This is a genomic window from Achromobacter sp. SD115 (assembly GCF_017355315.1).
Lineage (GTDB): Bacteria > Pseudomonadota > Gammaproteobacteria > Burkholderiales > Burkholderiaceae_B > Achromobacter > Achromobacter xylosoxidans_B.
Map to the genome: position 1 here is coordinate 41,183 of NZ_JADIJM010000019.1, position 17,350 is coordinate 58,532.

The 17,350-nt window shown below is 64.8% G+C and carries 14 protein-coding genes; 5 read left to right on the forward strand and 9 right to left on the reverse strand.

Annotation, left to right across the window (positions count from 1 at the left end; all coding sequences use genetic code 11):
* Nucleotides 1–107: 107 nt before the first annotated feature.
* The 4 genes from IPU70_RS23660 to IPU70_RS23675 form a co-directional block, all read right to left on the reverse strand.
* A complete protein-coding gene (locus IPU70_RS23660; protein WP_207470976.1) occupies nt 108–1,661 on the reverse strand; it encodes a SpoVR family protein in 1,554 nt (517 codons plus the stop codon).
* Nucleotides 1,658–2,917, reverse strand: coding sequence for a YeaH/YhbH family protein (locus tag IPU70_RS23665; RefSeq protein ID WP_207470978.1), 1,260 nt, complete (start codon nt 2,915–2,917; stop codon nt 1,658–1,660). Before IPU70_RS23665 ends, IPU70_RS23660 begins: the two co-directional genes overlap by 4 nt.
* A 12-nt stretch (nt 2,918–2,929) precedes the next feature.
* On the reverse strand, nt 2,930–4,846 hold the full coding sequence (locus tag IPU70_RS23670) for a PrkA family serine protein kinase (protein ID WP_371819061.1): 1,917 nt from the start codon (nt 4,844–4,846) through the stop codon (nt 2,930–2,932).
* Nucleotides 4,847–5,380: 534 nt separating this feature from the next.
* Nucleotides 5,381–5,683 carry a hypothetical protein gene (locus IPU70_RS23675; RefSeq protein WP_207471150.1) on the reverse strand — a complete coding sequence of 101 codons (303 nt, stop codon included), beginning with the start codon at nt 5,681–5,683 and terminating at the stop codon, nt 5,381–5,383.
* Between the two features lie 80 nt (nt 5,684–5,763).
* On the opposite strand from IPU70_RS23675, the gene IPU70_RS23680 reads away from it, so the two are divergent.
* Together IPU70_RS23680 and IPU70_RS23685 are read left to right on the forward strand one after the other, a co-directional pair.
* Nucleotides 5,764–6,924 carry a DUF3142 domain-containing protein gene (locus IPU70_RS23680; protein WP_242702669.1) on the forward strand — a complete coding sequence of 387 codons (1,161 nt, stop codon included), beginning with the start codon at nt 5,764–5,766 and terminating at the stop codon, nt 6,922–6,924.
* Nucleotides 6,911–9,379, forward strand: a complete 2,469-nt coding sequence (locus IPU70_RS23685; RefSeq protein WP_207470982.1) for a hypothetical protein — start codon at nt 6,911–6,913, stop codon at nt 9,377–9,379. Before IPU70_RS23680 ends, IPU70_RS23685 begins: the two co-directional genes overlap by 14 nt.
* A gap of 56 nt (nt 9,380–9,435) precedes the next feature.
* On the opposite strand, the gene ribD is transcribed toward IPU70_RS23685, so the two are convergent.
* Nucleotides 9,436–10,587: a bifunctional diaminohydroxyphosphoribosylaminopyrimidine deaminase/5-amino-6-(5-phosphoribosylamino)uracil reductase RibD gene (ribD, locus tag IPU70_RS23690; RefSeq protein WP_371819056.1), complete on the reverse strand. Its 1,152-nt coding sequence runs from the start codon at nt 10,585–10,587 to the stop codon at nt 9,436–9,438.
* A 178-nt stretch (nt 10,588–10,765) separates the two neighbouring features.
* On the opposite strand from ribD, the gene IPU70_RS23695 reads away from it, so the two are divergent.
* The gene (locus tag IPU70_RS23695; protein ID WP_207470984.1) at nt 10,766–11,329 is read left to right on the forward strand and encodes a cysteine hydrolase family protein; all 564 of its coding nucleotides are present in this window, start codon (nt 10,766–10,768) and stop codon (nt 11,327–11,329) included.
* A gap of 18 nt (nt 11,330–11,347) precedes the next feature.
* Nucleotides 11,348–12,313 (forward strand): GlxA family transcriptional regulator, encoded by a 966-nt coding sequence (locus IPU70_RS23700; protein ID WP_207470986.1) that lies wholly within the window; start codon nt 11,348–11,350, stop codon nt 12,311–12,313.
* Nucleotides 12,314–12,386: 73 nt separating this feature from the next.
* On the opposite strand, the gene nrdR is transcribed toward IPU70_RS23700, so the two are convergent.
* Together nrdR and glyA are read right to left on the reverse strand one after the other, a co-directional pair.
* Nucleotides 12,387–12,866, reverse strand: coding sequence for a transcriptional regulator NrdR (gene nrdR, locus IPU70_RS23705; RefSeq protein WP_013391422.1), 480 nt, complete (start codon nt 12,864–12,866; stop codon nt 12,387–12,389).
* A gap of 197 nt (nt 12,867–13,063) precedes the next feature.
* The gene (gene glyA / locus IPU70_RS23710) at nt 13,064–14,314 is read right to left on the reverse strand and encodes a serine hydroxymethyltransferase (protein WP_207470988.1); all 1,251 of its coding nucleotides are present in this window, start codon (nt 14,312–14,314) and stop codon (nt 13,064–13,066) included.
* A gap of 204 nt (nt 14,315–14,518) precedes the next feature.
* Here glyA and IPU70_RS23715 point away from each other — a divergent pair, with 204 nt between their 5' ends.
* Complete coding sequence (locus tag IPU70_RS23715) at nt 14,519–15,154, forward strand: LysE family translocator (RefSeq protein ID WP_207470990.1); 636 nt, start codon at nt 14,519–14,521, stop codon at nt 15,152–15,154.
* A gap of 63 nt (nt 15,155–15,217) precedes the next feature.
* On the opposite strand, the gene IPU70_RS23720 is transcribed toward IPU70_RS23715, so the two are convergent.
* Nucleotides 15,218–15,871 carry a YbhB/YbcL family Raf kinase inhibitor-like protein gene (locus IPU70_RS23720; RefSeq protein WP_013391419.1) on the reverse strand — a complete coding sequence of 218 codons (654 nt, stop codon included), beginning with the start codon at nt 15,869–15,871 and terminating at the stop codon, nt 15,218–15,220.
* A gap of 72 nt (nt 15,872–15,943) precedes the next feature.
* On the reverse strand, nt 15,944–17,173 hold the full coding sequence (gene tyrS / locus IPU70_RS23725) for a tyrosine--tRNA ligase (RefSeq protein ID WP_207470991.1): 1,230 nt from the start codon (nt 17,171–17,173) through the stop codon (nt 15,944–15,946).
* Nucleotides 17,174–17,350 lie beyond the last annotated feature (177 nt).

Sequence of the window (17,350 nt, forward strand, 5' to 3'; positions counted from 1 at the left end):
CCGCTGCAGAAAATGCGAATCCGCGATTCTAGCAGATTTCGCGCATCATCGACAAGCGGACGAAGAAAAGGGGACGACATGTGCGCCCCCCTTGCCTGCCTGGTCGCTTAAGCCGATGCCGGCGGGTCCTGTTCCCGATAGGAGCTGACCGTGCCGTCCGGCTCCGTCTCTTCCAGACGCACCCTGAAGCCCCACAGCCGGGCCAGATGCTTCATCACCTGTTCGGCATCATCGCCGGCCAGCGGGCGGCCGCGGCTCTTCAGGTGGCGCAGCACCAGCGAGCGATCGGAATCGCGATTGAAGCGAACCACCTGGATGTCCGGCACCTGGTTGTCGCGGTTGTGCTGCGCGGCCAGCAGGCGGCGGATGTCGCGGTAGCCTTCGTCGTCGTGGATGGCGGCGACTTCGAGCTTGGGGTTGGCCTGGTGGTCGGAGATCGCGAAGAAACGGAACTCGCGGATCAGGCGGGGCGACAGGTACTGCGAGATGAAGGACTCGTCCTTGAAGTTGCGCATGGCGAAGTCCAGCGTCTTCAGCCAGTCGCCGCCGGCGATGTCGGGAAACCAGCGCCGGTCCTCGGGCGTGGGCGCTTCGCAGATGCGGCGGATGTCAGACATCATGGCGAAGCCCAGCGCATAGGGGTTGATGCCGCCGTAGCCGCGCTCGTCAAAGCCGCGCTGGCTGACGACGTTGGTGTGGCTTTGCAGGAACTCCATCATGAAGCCGTCATTCACCAGCCCTTTTTCGTGCAGCCGGTTCAGGATGGTGTAGTGCCAGAACGTGGCCCAGCCTTCGTTCATGACCTTGGTCTGGGTCTGCGGATAGAAGTACTGCGCGATCTTGCGAACAATGCGCACCAGCTCTTTCTGCCACGGCGCGAGCTTGGGCGAGTACTTCTCGATGAAGTACAGCAGGTTTTCTTCGGGCTCCGGCGGGAAAACCGAGGCTTCGACGTGCGCATCCTTGTCGGCGTCAAGGCGCGGCAGGGTCCGCCACAGGTCGTTGTATTGCAGGCGCGCGTGTTCCTGGCGCTCGGCCTGGCGCGCGGCCTCTTCCTTGTACGAAATCGGCGTCGGGCGCTTGTAGCGGTCCACGCCATGGTGCGAGAGCGCATGGCAGGAGTCGAGCAGGGCCTCCACCGCATCAATGCCGTAGCGGTCTTCACAGGACATCACGTACTTGCGGGCGAAGACCAGGTAGTCCAGCACGCCGTCCGCGTCGGTCCATTGGCGGAACAGGTAATTGCCTTTGAAGAACGAGTTGTGGCCGTAGCAGGCGTGCGCAATCACCAGCGCCTGCATCGTCATGGAGTTTTCTTCCATGAGATAGGAGATGCAAGGGTTGGAGTTGATGACGATCTCGTACGCCAGCCCCTGCATGCCGCGGCGATAGAACTGCTCGTTGCGGATGAATTCCTTGCCGTACGACCAGTGCGGATAACCGATGGGCAGCCCGGCCGAGGCGTAGGCGTCCAGCATCTGCTCCGAGGTGATGACCTCGATCTGGTTCGGGTAGGTGTCCAGCCCGTATTCGGCGGCGATCTTGGAGATGGCTTCGTCATAGGACTGGATCAGTTCGAAGGTCCATTCGGAACCCTGGGAGATCGGCCGGGCGCTGCCGGCGGCCTCTGGTTCCACGAGCGCTCCCACAATGGCATTCATGCGGTTTCCTTTTTGAACAGGTCATGGAACACGGGGAAGATCTCGCCGCGTTCGCAGATGCGCCGCATAACGAAATGCGGCTCCAGTTTCTGTTCATATTCCGCCCACAGGCTGCTCTTGCGCGCCTCCTGCGAGTCGGGCACTTCGATGTAGGCAAAGTAACGCGTGGCCGGCAGCAGGTGTTCGGCCAGGAAGCGCGCGCTCTTGCCCGCGTCGGCGCCGAACGAATCGCCGTCGCTGGCCTGCGCCGCGTACACGTTCCACGCGGTCGGCGGATAGCGCTTCTCCAGGATCTCGCGCATCAACTCCAGCGCCGACAGCACGATGGTGCCGCCGCTCTTGGGATCGTAGAAGAAGGTTTGCTCGTCGACTTCCTCGGCGTTGTCGGTGTGGCGGATGAAGACCAGGTCCACGTGCTCGTACTTGCGCGACAGGAACAGGTAGAGCAGCGAGAAGAAGCGCTTGGCCAGATCCTTCTTGTTTTCGTCCATGGAGCCCGACACGTCCATCAGGCAGAACATGACGGCGCGCGCCATGGGGATGGCCACCGACACGCGGTTGCGGTAGCGCAGGTCCAGGTCGTCCAGGAAAGGCACGCGGGCCAGACGCTCGCGGCAATCCTCGACGTCCTGCTCCAGCGCCTTGATGTCGTCGGCGCAGGCGCCGGCCTCGCGGGCCTTGGCCAGGCGCTCCTCGGCATCCTCGAGATCGGCGCGCGCCTTCACGCTAAGCGCGACGCGGCGCGCCAGCGACGATTTGAGCGTGCGACTGATGCTCAGCATGCTGGGCGAGCCGGTGGTCGTGTAGCCGGCGCGCTGCCACTTCTTCTGGCTGACCTCGCCCAGCTGGGTACGCGCCATGTGCGGCAGTTCCAGATCCTCAAAGAACAGGTTCAGGAACTCGGCCCGCGACAGGCTGAAGGTGAACTGGTCGACCGATTCGCCTTCGCCCGGTTCGGACCCGCCTTCCCCCTGCCCGCCTTGCGGCCGGTCGAAGGTGTCGCCCTTGGCAAACTCGCGGTTGCCGGGGTGCACCATCTCGCGGTCGCCGCCCTGGCCGTGGTGGAAGGTCGGCTCGGAGATGTCGCGGGCGGGCAGGTTGATCTCGCCGCCCTGGTCCATGTCCTGGATGGAGCGGTCACGGATCATCCCGTGTACCGCCTTGCGGATCTGGTCCTTGTAACGCCGGAGAAAACGCTCCCGGTTGACGGCGCTTTTGTTGCGCCCGTTAAGACGGCGATCGATGAGTGAATTCATGATTCACCTCGCTCAGGAAGACTTCCTCACACGGAGATACCACTCGCACAGCAGCCTGACCTGCTTTTCCGTGTAGCCCTTTTCAACCATGCGATCAACGAAGCTCTGGTGCTTGGACTTGTCCTCGGCCGAGGCCTTGGCGTTGAACGAGATCACCGGCAGCAGGTCTTCGGTGTTCGAGAACATCTTCTTCTCGATCACTTCGCGCAGCTTTTCATAGCTCGTCCAGGTCGGGTTGCGGCCGTTGTTGTTGGCGCGCGCCCGCAGCACGAAGTTGACGATCTCGTTGCGGAAGTCCTTCGGGTTGGCGATGCCGGCCGGCTTCTCGATCTTTTCCAGTTCATCGTTGAGCGCGCTGCGGTCGAAGCTTTCGCCGGTTTCCGGGTCGCGGAATTCCTCGTCCTGGATCCAGCAATCGGCAAAGGTCACGTAGCGGTCGAAGATGTTCTGGCCGTATTCCGAGTACGACTCCAGGTAGGCGGTCTGGATTTCCTTGCCGATGAATTCGGCATAGCGCGGTGCCAGGAATCCCTTGATGAATTCAAGGTAGCGCCGGCGGATTTCCTCGGGATAGTCCTCGCGGCCGATCCGCTGCTCGAGCACGTACATCAGGTGCACCGGGTTGGCGGCCACTTCCGTCTGGTCGTAGTTGAAGACGCTGGACAGGATCTTGTACGCGAAACGCGTCGACACCCCGGTCATGCCTTCGTCCGTCCCGGCATAGTCCTTGTATTCCTGCAAGGCCTTGGCCTTGGGATCCACATCCTTCAGGCTTTCGCCGTCGTAGACGCGCAGCTTCGAATAGATGCTGGAGTTCTCGGGTTCCTTCAGGCGCGTCAGCACCGAGAACTGCGCCATCATGTCCAGTGTTCCCGGCGCGCACGGCGCGGTGGACAGCGAACTGTGGTGCAGCAGCTTTTCGTAGATGCGGACTTCTTCCGACACCTGCAGGCAGTAAGGCACCTTGACGATGTAGATACGGTCAAGGAACGCCTCGTTGTGCTTGTTGTTGCGGAAGGTCTGCCATTCCGATTCGTTCGAGTGGGCCAGGATGGCGCCGTTGAACGGGATCGCGGAAAAGCCTTCGGTGCCCTTGAAGTTGCCTTCCTGGGTGGCAGTCAGCAAGGGGTGCAGCATCTTGATCGGGGCCTTGAACATCTCCACGAATTCCAGCAGACCCTGGTTGGCCAGGCACAAGCCGCCGGAGTAGCTGTAGGCGTCCGGGTCATCCTGCGAGTGGCGGTCGAGCATGCGGATGTCGACCTTGCCCACCAGCGAGGAGATGTCCTGGTTGTTCTCGTCGCCCGGTTCGGTCTTGGCGATGGCGATCTGGCGCAGCACCGAGGGGTTCAGGCGCACGACGCGAAACTTCGAGATGTCGCCGTCGAATTCCTTCAGGCGCTTCACGGCCCAGGGCGACATGATGCCGCTGAGGTAGCGTCGCGGGATGCCATATTCCTTTTCCAGCGTGTCGCCGAAGCGTTCCGGATGGAACAGCCCGAGCGGCGATTCGTTCACCGGCGAACCCTTCAAGGCGTAGATGGGATAGGCCTCCATCAGCGACTTGAGGCGTTCCGCGATGGACGACTTGCCGCCGCCCACGGGACCCAGCAGATAGAGGATTTGCTTGCGCTCTTCCAGTCCCTGCGCGGCGTGTTTGAAGAACGCGACGATCTGTCCGATCACGTCCTCCATGCCGTAGAACTCCTGGAACGCCGGATAGCGTCGGATGGTCCGGTTGGAAAACAAACGGGAAAGACGTGGGTCGTTGCGCGTGTCCACGATTTCGGGTTCGCCTATCGCCGCCAGCATGCGTTCTGCGGGGCTGGCGTACGCCATGGGATCGCTTTTGGCCAGGTTGAGGTACTCCTCGAGAGAGAGTTCCGATTCCTGCTCTTTTGCATACTGCGACTTGAAGCCTTCGACGATGTTTTGCACGGAAACCTCCTACAACACGCGAAAAATCCAATACGTCCCTACCTGCCCCCATTGTGCCTCAGCGCTCGCGCATTACTAGACAATCTCGCGATAAGCACTGTCGGCCGGATGGTATGTTGCTTTCGCCACACATCAACCAAAGGCATGATCAGGCCCTTTCCAATTAGGCTGCACTCTTCGGATACAAGTTCCGTCAGGGAATGCAACTTAAGTGAATAAGTTCACTCGTCCGGTTTCAGCATATCGCTGTATGCGCGCATGCATGATGCGGTCGCACATGAAATGCTCAGCAATGATTTGAAGGGAAGAGCGATGTCCCGGGGATTCTTATGATGCGGGTACAAACCCGGTGCGCCCGCTATGCGATGGCAGCGGACGGTCTGAACGGCGCGTGGCGTCTTCGTTCAGCAGCATGCCGGTTCGGTTTTGAAAATGCGCCGATAACGCGGCACGGGAATCCGTGGTGACGAGGGCGCGTGGCATTGCATGGAGTAGCCCAACAGTACGTAGCGCCAAGTCATGCGCCTATGCTAAAGCCAATTGACGTTTTTGTGGCAATTCATTTAGCGCAATGCCAAAAATAGTCGCACTGCGCACTTCAAAATTCGTGCAACAGACCTGCGCGGCAAGCGCGCCGACATGCGCAAACTTGATGGCATATCGATAGCGCTTGCGCATCGCGATTGCCCGCAGGCCGCGGATTACGGACGCATGCGCGATTGGCAGCCGCAAGCGCAGAGTGCTAGTACCCCTACGGGCAGCGATAGAATCACGCATTCGAAATGCGCCGCGCATCCATCGCGTTTCTTCCTTTCCGTTCATCATCATCACCGCGTCATGCCTTTCCGATCGTGGCCAGCTGCATGAATGTCCTTGCCAAACGCTGTTCCGCGGCGATTTGCGGCGTCTTGCTGTTGCTTCTGGCCGCTTGCGGCAAACAGGCCGACCTGCCCGGCGACGCCTATGTCTGGCAGCGGGTCTGGACGCCGCCCGTCAGCCAGGCGCTGGCCGGCAACGCCGATGTGGTGCGGGCATGGCGCGTGCTGATGGCGGAGATGAATCCGGATGGCAAATGGTTCACTGCTGCGCCCGATCTGGCCGCACTGGCAGCCGCCAAGCGCCCCGCCATCATGGTTTTGCGCCTGGACGGCCGCGCCGACGCGCTGCCGGTCGCGGATGTGCTTGCGCGGATTGCGGCCGCGCGCAGCGCATGGAGAGACGCCGGCGTCGCCCTGGCCGGCGTCGAAATCGACTATGACTGCCCCACCTCCAAATTGCCCGCCTACGCGGCATTTCTTGAAACCCTGAAGCATGGGCTGGGCCCGGATCTCCCTCTGTCGATAACCGCGTTGCCGACATGGCTGAACGGCTCCGGACTCGACGCGCTGCTCCGGATTCCCGATGAAGCAGTGTTGCAAGTGCATGCGGTGCTGAGCCCCGAACAAGGCTTGTTCAACGCCAAGCGCGCAAGCGCCTGGCTGGCGGCTTTCGCGGACCGCACCCGGCGGCCGTGGCGCGTGGCGTTGGCAACCTACGGCAGCCGCGTGAGCTGGAACGACGACGGCAGCATCGCCGCGGTCGAAAGCGAGCGTTCCTCACTGTTGCCAGGCGGACGCGCCAGCGAGCTGGTGGCCACGCCCGCGTCCATGGCGGCTTTCGTCGACGAGATCCACCGCTCCCGCCCGCGCGGATTGGCGGGCATTGTCTGGTTCCGCCTGCCCACCGCGCGCGACGAACGCGCCTGGAGCCTGGCCACTTGGCGCGCGGTGCTGACGCGCCAACCCCTGCTGCCGGCGCTGGCGGTCACGGCACGCGCGGCGGGCAATAGCGGCTTGCAGGACCTGATACTGTCCAACGGCGGCAACGCCGACGCGGCCCTGCCCTTCGCGATCCGCTGGGACGGCGCCTGCCGCGCGGCCGACGGCATCAACGGCTATACCCTCGAACATGATTCCGGCGGCGCGTTCCTGCGCCGCTCCCAAGACGGCCTGCTGCACGCCGGCGGCCAACGCAATATAGGCTGGATACGCTGTGAAAATGGGCCTTCGAGCTTCCATGTACAACCGTAAATCGCTGGCAGCGCTGCTGCTGTTGACAGGCGTCGGCATCGTCATCGCCTGCGGACCGGAGTTCCCCGCCCAATTGCTGGACGACCGCGCGGCCACGCTGCGCGCCACGCCGGCCAACTCTTTCGGCTACGAAGCCGCCCGCCTTGTCGGCGCCAGCGATGCGCTGCAGGCCCAGGAAGCCTACGAACTGCCGGACGGCAGCTATCAGCAGAACGCCTTGCCGGAAGACCGTGATCCCGCGCTCACACCGGCACAACGGGTCACGACGCGCGCGATGCGGGCGCAGCCCGACGGCGAGCAGGCCTATGCCCTGGGCGCCGGTTTGCCGGAAGCCTTGCGGCTTTACACCGCGGCCGCGGTCGACACGCATGCCGCCCGCGGGGCGGATACCGACCGCCTGCTGGAGCAGGCGCGCGCGCGCTATCGCGCCATCCTCCAATTGCCGCCGCAACAGGCGGCGGCGCGCAGCGTATGGGCCACTTACATGCTGGCTGAAATCGGGGACGAGGCAGAACTGGCGGCCAGCGACGCGGACGCGCAGCGGCAGGCCGCAGCACATGCGTATGCCCGCGTGCGGCAACTGGCGCGCGACGGCGCGCCGGATCCACTGGGTCTGGCGGTGGCCAGCTACGGTCAAGAGGCCCGCCTGTTCCTGGCCGGACCGCAGGGGCAATGCAGCTATATGGAGCTGGTCAACGCCGAGCCCTGCATGGACGCCATCCCCGCTGCCTCGCTCAAGCAGGCAGTCCGCCTGTATGCCGAACAGGCCGCGCGCGACTCCGCCAGCGGCAATGCCTCGCTGCGCATGCTGGCGCAATGGGCCCTGGACGATCCGGCGCGCACGCGCAAGCTGATCGACGATCCGGTCGCGCAACGGTTGCTTGTGGCTTACGCGCTGGCCCGGGTCGGCGACATCGTGAACGGCAGGCCCGACAGCGCCACCGACCCCTACGCCGCCTACGACACGACCGGCCAGGCCGGGTTTGCCGACGCCGCGCAGGGACATGAGGTCACGCCGAATCCGGCGCTGCAATCGCTGGTTGCCGCGCTGGCGACCCAGGATCTGAAGCAGGTGCCGGACGCCGACCGCGTGGCCGCGCTGGCCTACCGCATCGGCCGCTACGACCTGGCGCAAACGCTGGCCGCGCGGCTGGACACGGCCCTGGCTTGGTGGGTGCGCGCCAAATTGGCGCTGCGGCAAGGCGACACGCAAGCGGCGGCCCAGGCCTATGCCCAGGCGGCCAGCGCCTTTCCGCGCGCCGACGGCAGCGTGGAGGCGCCGGGCGCGGCGCGCCTGTTGGGGGAACAAGGCGTGCTGACGCTGTCGCGCGGCCAGTACGTCGAGGCGCTGGACCAGCTGCTGCACGCCACCGTGCCGGAGGTGCCGGGAGGCTTCTGGCAGTCCACACCGTATTGGAACGACGCGGCCTACGTCGCCGAACGCGTGCTGACAACCGCTGAACTCAAGGCCTATGTGGACCAGCACGCACCCGCCGCGGCCGCGTCCATCGGATCGGCGCCGCCAGATCCCCAGCATTTCTACAAATGGCTAGCGGAGCATCCAGTCACCGCGTCCGACCGCCTGCGCCTCCTGCTGGCGCGGCGCCTGGTGCGCGAGGGCTCGATCGCGCAGGCGCTGCCCTATTTCCCCGCTGATTCGGACGCCCGCTACGTCACGCTGGACTATGTCGACGGCAAATTGGAGCTGCGGCAGCAACGAAGCCGGCAGCTCGCCGCCGAGTACGGCGCCGCGTTGCGCAAGGCCGGCAGCGCGTGGGGCCGCACGACGCGGGCCGAAGCCTGGTTCGAAGCCTCCCGGCTGGCGCGGCGTGACGGCATGCAGATCATGGGCTACGAGCAGGAGCCGGATTTCGCGACCTATGGCGGCAACACGACTTATGGCGCGGGGCGCAGCGCGGTCCCCGGCTCGGCGGCCGCTGACGACACCAATCCGCCCGACACGCCAGCGCTGCGCGCCGCGGCCGCGCTGCCGGGTCCATTCGTCACCGAAGAGGAACGCCGGCGCTACGCCGCGAGCGAAGCGCAGCCGTATGCCCGCTTCCATTACCGCCAGATCGCGGCCAATCATGCGTTGCGCGCGGCCGACGAGCTGCCGCGCCGCTCCCAAGCATTCGCCGCGGTGCTGTGCCAGGGCGCCCGATACATCATCGACGATTCGCCCGAACAGGCCTCCGCCATCTACCGGCGCTATATAGAACAGGGCGCGCTGGTGCCCTTCAGCGGCTCTTTCGGCCGCGAATGCGCCGCGCCGGACTTCCAGGCGGCGGCCTGGTTCCACTACACGCAGGCCGAGAAGTCCTGGGACCGCCTGCGCCGCAATCATCCGGGTCTGCTGCTTGCGGCGGCGTTGATGGCGCTGATTGGCGGCGGCGCGGCGGTCCTGGCCTGGCGCCATACCGCGGCGCGTACCGGCCGCAGCGTGGGGCGGGGCTGACGCGGGCGCAGGGCCAGGATCTGTCCGCACTAACTTATAGAAGGCCGGCGCCGGCCCTAGGACAGCTCCGGCAGCGCCACCCGCTGCGTCAGCTGGCTCCAGGTTTCCGCCACCCGGGCGCGCACACGCAGGTCCGCGCCCACTGGCGCGGTCTCGATGAACTCGTAACGCCGGGCTCCGTCCAGGTGCTCCAGCATGGGCAGGCGCACCATGCCGGCCGCGTCGCCCAGCAACACCGGCGCCAGATACAGCAGCAGCTCGTCCACGCAGCCCGCGGCCACCAGCGCGCCGCTCAGACCGGCGCCGGCTTCGACATGGATCTCGTTGAACTGTTCCTGGGCCAGCCAGCGCATCATCGCCGGCAGGTCGACCCGGCCGGGCGCCTCGCCCGGCAGCAGCACCACGCGGGCGTTTTTGGCCTGCAGGCGCGCAGCCTTGGCGGCATCCTCTCGGGCTGTGAAGAGAATGACCTCGGCGCCATCGAACAGCCGCGCGTCTTCCGGAATCTCGAAACGGCCGTCCACCACGGCCTTGCGCGGCTGGCGGGGCGTGTCCACACCCCTGACATTGAGCTGCGGATCGTCCTTCAGCACGGTGCCCATGCCGGTCAGGACCACGCAAGCGCGGGCGCGCCAGCGGTGTCCGTCAGCACGGGCGTCGGGCCCGGTGATCCATTGCGACACGCCGTTATGCAGCGCGCTGCGTCCGTCCAGCGATGCCGCCATCTTCAGCCACACCCATGGCAAGCCGCGGCTCATGCGCGAGATGAAACCCACATTGACGGCCAGCGCCTCTGCGCGGCAAACGCCGGTTGTCACCGCGATGCCCGCTGCGCGCAGGCGCGCCAGCCCCTGCCCGTTGACCAGCGGATTGGGATCGCCGATGGCCACCACCACCCGCGCCGGCCGGGCCGCGAGCACGGCATCCACGCAGGGCGGCGTGCGGCCGAAATGGCTGCAAGGCTCCAAAGTGACGTAGAGCGTGGCGCCTGCCACGGATTCGCCGCGCGCCTGGACGTCGCGCAAGGCGCAGACTTCCGCGTGCGGGCCGCCCGGCGGTTGCGTCGCGCCTTCGCCCAGCACGCGCCCGTCACGCACGATCACGCAGCCGACCCGGGGGTTGGGCGCGGTGGTGTACATGACGGTCTGCGCCAGCGCCAGGGCGCGCCGCATCCAGAAAATGTCGTCGTTGTCGCTGGGAATCATCATGATCAGGATTGTATGTCCGCCACGCGGCGGGCAGACGGTCCGGCGCTGGCTCTCGGCGGCATCGGCCGTGCATGTCCGTTTTGGGCCGACAGCCGTCTTTCGCCGCGCTCGTCCGGGCGCTGGATTGCAGTAAAAATGACGTCACACCTCTACAATTCCCGTTCCAGGAGTCCGGACCATGAAACAAGCACTGATCGTCATCGACGTACAAGACTCTTTCCGGCAACGTCCGTTTTGGGATGAAACCGAGTATCCGGCCTTTGTGGAACAGATCCAGTCCCTGATCGACGCGGCCGAGGCGCAGGACATTCCAGTACTGCAGGTGTTTCACACCAGCGTGTCGAACGACCCCGCCAACCCCTTCTCCATGGCCTCCGGACACGTCAGGACGCTCAAGGAATTGCGCATCGCGCCCACCGCCGTGTTCCACAAGACCGTGCATTCCTCGCTCTACGCCAAGGACGCGGACGGCGCCAGCCTGCAAGACTGGCTGGTAAAGCATGGCATCGAAGGCATCATCGTCAGCGGCATCCGCACGGAGCAATGCTGCGAAACCACCTCGCGCCATGCCAGCGACGCCGGCTACAAGGTGGTGTTCCCCACCGACGCCACCCTGACCTTCGCCATGCAGAGCCCGTCCGGCCAGCACTACACGCCGGCCGAGATCCGCGATCGGACCGAACTGGTGCTGCAAGGCCGCTTCGCCCGCATCGCGCGCGCTGCCGACGCGCTGGCTGCCTAGTGCTGGCGGGAGGGCCGCATGGTTCCGGTGTATTTCGTGCTGACGCGGGGCATCGTGCTGCTGGACGTGGCAGGCCCGGCTGAGGCCTTCCGCGTGGCCAACAAGCTGATTCCCGGCGCCTTCGAGCAGCATTTCTGCGGCCCATCGCGGGAGGTCGAAAGCGGCTTGCCCGGCCTGCATCTGGCGCATATCCAGGCGCTGCCGGCCGCGCTGCCACCCGAAGCGCTGGTCATCATTTCCGGCGTGGTGGGCAAGCCCACGCGCCTGGATGACCCCGACTCGCGCGCCATCATCGACTGGTTGGCCGTCCGCCATCCCGCCGACGGCTTCACGCTGATGACGGTATGCGCCGGTGCGCTCTTCGCCGCCGCCGCCGGCCTGACGCGGCAACGGGACTGCACCACGCACCACACCTGCCTGGAACAGCTGGCCAGCATCGACCCGAGCGCGCGGCTGCATGACAACCGCATCTTCGTCGAGGACGGCAAGCTGGTCAGCAGCGCGGGAATCACCGCCGGCATCGACCTGGCCCTGCACATGGTGTCGCGCCATTGCGGGCCGCGCGTGGCCAGCGAAACGGCGCGCGACATGGTCGTCTACCAGCGGCGCGCGGGCACGGATTCCACGCTGTCGCCCTGGCTCGATCACCGCAGCCATATGCATCCGGGCGTGCACCGGGTGCAAGACGCGGTCATTCGCGATCCGGCGGCGCCCTGGTCGGCGCAATCGCTGGCGGACCAGGCGCATACCAGCGCCCGCCACCTGACCCGGCTGTTCCGCGAACACGCGGGCTGCACGCCGATGGACTACCTCTATCAGATACGCGTGGCGCTGGCGCGCGACCTGCTGCGCGACACCAGGCTGGATCTGGAGCGCGTGGCCGAGAAATCGGGCTTCGGCTCGGCCCAGCACATGCGCCGCGTGTGGCGCAAATTCCAGCCGCTGACGCCCAGCCTGGCGCGTACGGCTCCCACCATGCAATGACGGCGCCGCGGCGCCGTCATTTTCTGCTTCGTTGCCGCGTGGCCGGCCCCGACCCCCTTGCGTCGAGCCCCTGCTAGTCCTTGCGCAGCTTGCCCGGCAGCAGCGGACCCTGCATCTCGCGGATGGCCTCGACGAATTCGCCGATGTCCTCGAAGCTCTTGTAGACCGAAGCGAAGCGCACGTACGCCACCTTGTCGAGCTTGCGCAGTTCGTTCATGACCAGCTCGCCGATGTGTTCGCTGGGAACTTCGCGCAGCCCGCTGGCCAGCAATTGCTCTTCGATGCGCGCGACCGCCGCGTCCACGTCTTCCGTGCTGACGGGGCGCTTGCGCAGCGCCAGGCTCAGGCTGGCGCGCAGCTTGCCGGGGTCATAGTCGCTGCGGCTGCCATTGCGCTTGACGATGGAAGGCATGGCCAGCTCCACCCGTTCATAGGTAGTGAAGCGCTTGTCACAGGACAGGCAGCGACGGCGACGGCGTATGGCGTCGCCCTCTTCGGAGACCCGGCTGTCGACGACCTGCGTTTCGGCATTGCCACAAAATGGACACCGCATGTGTGATCCCTAAAGGCGCTGAGGGCAATAGTTAAGCATATTGTAACGAGGCGCCGGACCGCCAGCACCAATACGGGCTAATCCGCCCCCGTATTTTTTGCCAGGATGCCGCCCCGAAAGCAAAGGGACGGCGCCTTACGGGGCCGTCCCTCATGGAGCGCTACGGCCGGGCCGCAGCCCGCCGCAGGGTTGCTCGATTACTTCTTGCCGTAGACCGGCAGGCGCGAGGTCAGTTCATTGACCTTGGCACGCACGGCGGCGATGTTGGCTTCGTCGCGCGGATTGTCCAGCACGTCGGCGATCAGGTTGGCGGTCAGCTCGGCTTCGGCTTCGGTGAAACCGCGCGTGGTCATGGCCGGCGTACCCAGGCGAATGCCGCTGGTCACGAAAGGCTTTTCCGGATCGTTCGGGATGGCGTTCTTGTTGACCGTGATGTGGGCCTGGCCCAGCACGGCTTCCGCTTCCTTGCCCGTGATGCCCTTGGAACGCAGGTCCACCAGCATGACGTGGCTTTCGGTGCGGCCGGAAACGATGCGCAGGCCGCGCTTGACCAGCGTGTCGGCCAGCACCTTGGCATTCTTGACCACTTGCTGCGCGTAGTCCTTGAAGCCGGGCTCCAGCGCTTCCTTGAAGGCCACGGCCTTGCCGGCGATGACGTGCATCAACGGACCGCCCTGGATGCCGGGGAAGATCGCCGAGTTGATGATCTTCTCGTGCTCGGCCTTCATCATGATGACGCCGCCGCGCGGGCCGCGCAGCGATTTGTGCGTGGTGGACGTGACGAAGTCGGCGTGCGGGACCGGGTTGGGATAGGCGCCGCCGGCGACCAGGCCGGCGTAGTGGGCGATGTCGACCATGAACAGCGCGCCGTTTTCGCGGGCGATGCGGGCCATGCGCTCGAAGTCGATGTGCAGGGCGTAGGCGGAGGCGCCGGCCACGATCAGCTTGGGCTTGTGCTCTTTGGCCAGTTGCTCGACCTGGTCGTAGTTCAGGACTTCGTTTGCGTCCAGGCCGTAGGAGATGAAGTTGTACAGCTTGCCCGAGGCGTTGACCGACGCGCCGTGCGTCAGGTGGCCGCCTTCGGCCAGGCTCATGCCCAGCACGGTGTCGCCCGGCTTCAGGACGGCCATGTACACGCCCTGGTTGGCCTGCGAACCCGAGTTGGGCTGCACGTTGGCGGCTTCGGCGCCGAAGATCTGCTTCAGGCGGTCGATGGCCAGTTGCTCGACCACGTCCACGTACTCGCAACCGCCGTAGTAGCGCTTGCCCGGATAGCCTTCGGCGTACTTGTTGGTGAGCTGCGTGCCCTGAGCTTCCATGACGGCCGGGCTGGCGTAGTTCTCCGAGGCGATCAGCTCGATGTGCTGTTCCTGGCGGACGTCTTCCTTCTGGATGGCGGCCCAAACGTCCGGGTCAGCCTTGGACAAGGTGAGGTTGCGGTCAAACATGACGGGAGTTCCTGAGGCGGTAAGAGAGGAGAAAACTGCGCCCGGGTGGGTAAACCCGGAGAATGACGAATAGTTTACCGCGTCGGGGAAGATCAATTGCTCCCAAAATACCGGGAACCCGGGCAAAATTGCCTCGATGAGCGTGAAAACCACGCCATCCTTCATCGGCCGAAAACCCGTCTCAACCCGACTTGAGAAACTTTCATGCAAAGCGCCACGCTCATAACCTACTCGCTGGTAGCTGCGGTCAGCGTCATCAGCCCCGGGCCCGCCACCATGCTGGCGATCCGCAACGGCGCGGCGGGCGGCTTGCGGGCCGTGCTGCCGTCCACCCTGGGCAATGTGACAGGCCTGTTCCTGCTGTCGGCCGCCGCCATGCTGGGGCTAGGCGTGGTACTGCAATCGTCCGCCATGCTGTTCATGCTGCTCAAGGTGGCCGGCGCCGCCTACCTGCTGTACATCGGCCTGCGCCACTTGCTGGGCCGCTCGAACATCGCGCCGCCTTCCGACCCCGCCGCATTGGCGCCGCGCAGCGCTGGCCGGCTCTATTCGGAAGCTGCCCTGGTCGCCACGCTGAACCCCAAGCCCATCCTGTTCTTCACGGCGCTGTTTCCCCAGTTCCTGAACGCCGCCGAACCGCTGCTGCCGCAGTTCTTCATCCTGACGGGCATCTTCACGGCCATGTCGCTGATGTCTCTGTTGGCCTACGGCACCCTGGCTCACCGCGCCCGGCGCCTGCTGCGCCGGCCCCGCATCGTGGCCTGGATCAACCGCCTGGTCGGCGCCATTTTCATTACCTTCGGATTGGCGTTGTTGCGGCTCAAGCGCACAATGGGCTGAACCTTTTCGGAAATAGAAAAGGCCGCAGTTTGCGAGACTGCGGCCTTTCTGTGGCGTGACGGATCAGGCCGAGGTGGCGCCGATCTGCTTGGGAGCCAGCTTGGGATTGAGCGTATAGGTGCCCGTCAACGACGCCTGCGCCAGCACGTGCTTCTGGATGGCGCGCAGCGCGTCCTCGCCCGTGAAGGAACCCTGCAGGTTCAGCGTGGGCACGTCCAGCGCGTACAGGGTGAACACGTAGCGGTGCACGATCGCGTCGTTCCAGGGCGGGCACGGGCCGTCATAACCGAAGTAGTCGCCGCTCATGTCGTGATCGTTGGCAAACCATGACGAATACGAGTTGATGCCCTGGCGCGCGTCCATCGGCGCCAGCGGGCCGCCCTTGCCGCGCGGCGTGATGCCGCTGGAAAAGGTGCCTTCCTCGATGTCGCGCAGGTCGGCCGGCAGGTCGACCAGCACCCAGTGGAAGAAATCCACGCGCGGCAGGCTGGCCGGCACCTCGCGGCCTTCCTGGTTGACGTCGTCGGGCTCGGAGGGCACATCGGGGTCGTGGCAGATCAGCGCAAACGACTGCGTACCCGCCGGAACGTCGTCCCAGGAAAACTGCGGGTTGAAGTTGTCTGCCAGCGCGACGTGCGATTGCGCATCGATCCTGCCGAAGGCGTAGCGTTCGGGAATCGACTCGTTATCGGAAAAGGACAAACTCGAAAGTTTCATGTCGTGCTCCTAGAAGTGCCGCAAAGGCCCCACTGCCCCTGTCTGTACCCTCAGCGTATCAAAACTTCGCAATCATGGGTTCAAGTTAACACGCGCAAATTTGCGCTTGCCCACCTGAACGACGTAAGTCCCCGCCGGCAATTGCAACGTTTTGTCTTCCACCCGGTCGCCGTTGACGCGCACGCCGCCCTGCTCCACGTTGCGCTGCGCTTCCGAACCGGACGCCACCAGGCCGGCTTCGCGCAGCAGCTTCAGGATGCCCACCGGCGCGCCGCCGATGTTCATCTCGGGCATGTCCTCGGGGATCGCGCCGTCGCGGAAACGGGCCTCGAACGAGGCCAGCGCCTCGTCGGCGGCCTTGGCGGAATGGAAGCGCGTGATGATTTCCTGGGCCAGCATGACCTTGGCGTCGCGCGGGTTGCGGCCGCCATCGATCTCCTGCTTGAGGGCGGCAATGTCTTCCAGCGTGCGGAACGACAGCAGTTCGAAGTAGCGCCACATCAGCGTGTCGGAAATCGACATGAGCTTGCCGAACATCGAATCGGGCGACTCCGAAATACCGATGTAGTTGCCCTTGGACTTGGACATCTTCTCTACGCCGTCCGTCCCCACCAGCAAGGGCATCGTCAAGATGCACTGCGGCTCCTGGCCATACTCCTTTTGCAGCTCGCGCCCGACCAGCAGGTTGAACTTCTGATCGGTGCCCCCCAGCTCCAGATCGGACTTCAGCGCCACCGAGTCATAGCCCTGCATCAGCGGATACAGGAATTCATGCACCGAGATCGGAATGCCGCCCTTGAAGCGCTTGGTGAAGTCCTCGCGCTCCATCATGCGTGCGACCGTATAACGGGACGCAAGCTGGATCATGCCGCGCGCGCCCAGCGGATCGCACCACTCGGAGTTGTAACGGATCTCGGTACGGGCCGGGTCCAGCACCAGGCTGGCCTGGGCGTAATAGGTCTTGGCATTGGACTCGATCTGCTCACGCGTGAGCGGCGGGCGGGTGTTGTTGCGGCCGCTGGGATCGCCGATGGTGGAGGTGAAATCGCCGATCAGAAAGATGACGTTGTGCCCCATGTCCTGCAGCTGGCGCATCTTGTTCAACACCACGGTATGGCCCAGGTGGATGTCCGGCGCGGTCGGATCCAGCCCCAGCTTGATGCGCAGCGGCACGCCCGTGGCGCGGCTCCTGGCGAGCTTGCGGGCGAATTCGGACTCAACCAGCAACTCATCGCAACCGCGCTTCGCTATACGCAGGTCTGCTTCGACTTCGGGGGTAATCGGGGCTTCTGTGGATGACATGGCAGGGGGACCAACTCGGCTTCAGCCGATAAAAAGGTGTAAAAAGTGACGAAAACTATCGAAAATTCTAGCCGAATCAGCTAGGATACCGCCCTAATCATACGCAATTGTCATATATACGCAGTTGCGGTCCGGTTTACACCCCGTCGTTCACAAGATGCGCCCCGCGCCCAGCCC